This window comes from Faecalimonas sp. (assembly GCA_029264305.1).
Lineage (GTDB): Bacteria > Bacillota > Clostridia > Lachnospirales > Lachnospiraceae > Faecalimonas.
On sequence record JARICA010000007.1, the window covers coordinates 1 to 4,163 of the forward strand.

Genomic DNA, 4,163 nt, shown 5'->3' on the forward strand with positions numbered 1-4,163 from the left:
TATGGATAACCTCCTTCGTACTGTAATGCGGTTGGCGAACCAACATTATTGTAACACAGGAGGTTTTTTACTGTAAGCTGAAGCAATCCTAACTCACCTGCATAGCAGGTGGTTTATTTGTTTTCCAAAGTTCCGTTTTTCGGATCAACGAAAAACTCCACAATGGTAAACAGGGCTTTGCCCTAACAAAAAAATCTCTGAAAAACCTTATAATCCAAAGGTTTTTCAGAGATGTGAGGTCTATTCAAACTCAATCGTTGCAGGTGGTTTTCCTGTACAATCATACATTACTCTATTTACATGTTTTACTTCATTTACAATTCTTGTTGTTACTTTGCTAAGAACTTCCCAAGGAATTTCTGCTGCCTCTGCTGTCATAAAATCACTTGTTAATACAGCACGAAGTGCTACAGCATAATCATAAGTTCTGAAATCTCCCATAACACCTACTGAACGCATATTTGTCAATGCAGCAAAATACTGTCCAATATTTCTTGAAAGACCTGCTTTTTCAATTTCTTCACGGTAAATTGCATCTGCTTCTTGTACAATTTTTACTTTTTCTGCTGTTACTTCACCGATAATACGAACTGCAAGTCCTGGTCCTGGGAATGGTTGTCTAAATACTAAATACTCAGGGATACCAAGTTCAAGCCCTGCTTTACGCACTTCATCTTTAAACAAATCACGAAGTGGTTCAATAATTTCTTTAAAATCAACACATTCAGGAAGCCCACCTACATTATGGTGACTCTTAATAACTGCTGATTTTCCTAATCCACTTTCGATTACATCAGGATAAATTGTTCCCTGTACTAAGAAATCTACAGCTCCAATTTTCTTTGCTTCTTCTTCAAATACACGGATAAATTCTTCTCCGATGATTTTACGTTTTTCTTCTGGTTCTGTTTTTCCAGCTAATTTATTATAAAATCTTTCCTGCGCATTTACACGAATAAAGTTCAAATCATAATTTCCATTAGGACCAAATACAGCTTCTACTTCATCACCTTCGTTTTTACGAAGTAATCCATGATCTACAAATACACAAGTTAACTGTTTTCCTACTGCTTTAGAAAGCATTACAGCTGCTACAGAAGAATCAACTCCACCTGATAATGCACATAATACTTTTCCATCACCAACTTTTTCACGAATAGCCTCGATTGATTTTTCCACAAACGAATCCATTTTCCAATCCCCTGTACATTCACATACATTATAAAGGAAATTGTGCAACATTTTTGATCCTTCTTGTGTATGCAATACTTCTGGATGGAACTGTACTGCATATAATTTCTTTTCTTCATTTTCCATTGCCGCTACTGGACAAACAGGTGTTGTTGCTGTGATTTTAAATCCTTCTGGTGCTGTTGCAATATAATCTGTATGGCTCATCCAACAGATTGTAGATTTCTGTACTCCATCAAATAATTTTGAAGAAGAATCTACTTCTACTTCTGTCTTTCCATATTCACTTACTGGTGCTGTTGCTACTTTCCCATCTAATAAATATGCCATTAACTGTGAACCATAACAAATACCAAGAACTGGAATACCAAGTTCTAAGATAGCTCTTTCATATCTTGGAGATTCCTCATCATAAACGCTATTTGGACCTCCAGTAAAAATGATTCCCTTTGGATTCATTTCTTTTATCTTTTCTAAACTAAGTGTATATGGGTGTACTTCACAATATACGTTACATTCCCTCACACGTCTTGCAATTAATTGGTTGTATTGTCCGCCAAAATCAAGGACGATAACTGTTTCGTTATTCAAAAGATTTCCTCCTCCACATTCGTATTTCATTGAATATTAATTATATGCTAACTTTCATTCTTTTACAAGTAAACTTTTACATATTTCCTTAAACAGTCCGGATTTCTTTCCATTTTCCTCCAATATATCTGCCCACAAATAAAATTGCACGGAAAATCCAATCGATAACCATAGCAACCCACACGCCAAATACTCCCATATCTAAGTACTTTCCTAACAAATAACTAAATCCTATACGAAATACCCACATGGAAATAATAGAAATAACCATGCTTGTTTTCGCATCCCCAGATGCTCGTAAAGTTGCAGGTAATGTAAAAGCAATTGGCCAAATAAATATACTACTAATACTGTGAAAAATTAATATTTGTTCCGTTACCTGCGATGTCTTAGCCGATAAATTATATACTTGCATAATCATAGGTAAGGAAAGATATATAATCGCATTTGTTACAAACATACAAACATACGTTATTTTAAGTAATTTTTTAGTATAATAAGAAACCTGCTCATAATCTTTTGCTCCAACACATCTTGAAATAACAGTTGTTACCGCCAATGATATTGCCATACCCGGCAAAACTTGAAACATAGCAATGGAATTACTTACTGCATTAGCTGCAATTGCATAAGTACCAAATGAAGAAACCAAACTTAAAACCATTATTTTTCCAAGTTGAAACATACTGTTTTCTAATCCATTTGGAATACCAATGCTTAAAATCTTCTTAATCATCTTCCAATCCGGACGATATTTAATCGTTTTTTCTAAATGCAACACTTGCTCAGAATTAAGTAAAAGAATGACAATTAAAATACCAGCTACCATTCTAGATACAAGCGTTGGAATTGCGACCCCTTCCACTCCCATATGAAATCCATAAATTAAAATCGCATTTCCAATCACATTAATCGCATTCATAATTAGGGATACAATCATTGTGATCTTTGCATTTCCCATTGTACGAAAAATAGCTGCTCCTCCGTTATATAGTGCAATAAATGGAATCGATGCTGTTACAATTAAAAGATATGTATTCGCATGTTGCATAACATCAGCTTCGATTTCCCCAAATATGCCATTCAAAATCAAAGTTTTCCCCAAATATACAAGAATGGTAATCCCCATCGCACAAATTGTGATAAACCACACAAGTTGGTTTGATGCCTTATCTGCTTTTTCTTCTTGTTTTTTACCCAAATATTGTCCTGCAACAACTGCTCCACCTGTTGCAAGTGCTCCAAATAAATTAATCAACAAAATCATTACATTATCTACAAGAGACACCCCTGATACAGCAGCTTCTCCTACACTTGCAATCATAATCGAATCTGCCATACCTACTAATACAGCTAATAATTGTTCAATAATTAGTGGGATAATTAAAGTCACAATCGCTTTGTTGTTAAATAAATAATGTGTTCTGTCCTTTTTTTCTTTTGTTCTCATATTCTACTCTTTCCTTACTTTTTGAATGTTACAAGCCAAATATTTTCTTATAAAAAATTCTCTGTACCTTTTTTTCATTTACTTATTATAATACATATTTTTAAAAATGGTAGCAAAAAAGGAGAGCAACTTGCTCTCCCTCTTAATGTTGATGTAAATATTTTTCTCTTGTAGCCATACCACCTCGAATATGTCTCTCTGATTTGTTCGTATCTAATACTTTTCTCGCTTGAACTGCTAAAATAGGATTGATTTGTTGTAAACGTTCCGTAACATCTTTATGTTTGGTAGTTACTATTTAGAGCTGTTTTATTTTCACATTCGTCTGCCACTAAAATGCTTTCATTCAATCCCAAATCACCTAATAATCGAAGGTAAATATCCACATTTCCATCTTTGTCTACTTCTATTTTCTTAATCAGTCTCTTTAACTGTACATTGGTCATCTCATGAACATCTGTAATATCCTCAATCTGCTTAAAGGTATCATTCAAGATTTTTTCCATCTGATCTCCTTTTGTCAAATTGCTGGATACCATTTTCAATTCATTTTCCAGACGATCCAGTTCTTGGCGTGTACCACCCAACTTATCCTTCAATTCCTCTCTGGAAATCAAATCGTCAGTATACATATCCATATATTTCTGTCGCATTCTCTGTAATCTGGCAATCTGCAAATTCAATTCCTTCTCGTACTCTGCATTTTCATCTTTTGCTTTGTACACTCTTTGGAATTCTTTCACGACATAGTCAATCACTTTATTTTTTTGTTGAAGGACCCGATGAAAATATTCCTGTAAAACTTGAATCAATTCTTCTTCATCTACAGCAGTTTTATTTGGACAGCTATCTGCTCCTTTTCCATTTCTTCCGGAACAAACCCAACGCACATACGTGTTTTTGTAAGTACGAACTGTTCTTCGGAAAGACC

Annotated in this window: 3 protein-coding genes and 1 pseudogene; all 4 read right to left on the reverse strand. The window is 34.4% G+C overall.

Annotated elements, in window-relative coordinates; all coding sequences use genetic code 11:
- Positions 1-240: 240 nt before the first annotated feature.
- Positions 241-1,782: a glutamine-hydrolyzing GMP synthase gene (gene guaA, locus ACY2U7_RS00710; RefSeq protein WP_461812601.1), complete on the reverse strand. Its 1,542-nt coding sequence runs from the start codon at positions 1,780-1,782 to the stop codon at positions 241-243.
- An 88-nt stretch (positions 1,783-1,870) separates the two neighbouring features.
- Positions 1,871-3,232 carry an MATE family efflux transporter gene (locus ACY2U7_RS00715; protein ID WP_461815666.1) on the reverse strand — a complete coding sequence of 454 codons (1,362 nt, stop codon included), beginning with the start codon at positions 3,230-3,232 and terminating at the stop codon, positions 1,871-1,873.
- 142 nt (positions 3,233-3,374) lie between these two features.
- A pseudogene (locus ACY2U7_RS00720) lies at positions 3,375-3,524 on the reverse strand (sporulation transcriptional regulator SpoIIID); the annotation flags it as partial.
- Positions 3,511-4,163, reverse strand: a 653-nt coding sequence (locus ACY2U7_RS00725; protein WP_461815667.1) for a recombinase zinc beta ribbon domain-containing protein, incomplete at its 5' end; no start/stop codon positions are given. The pseudogene ACY2U7_RS00720 and the gene ACY2U7_RS00725, both read right to left, overlap by 14 nt.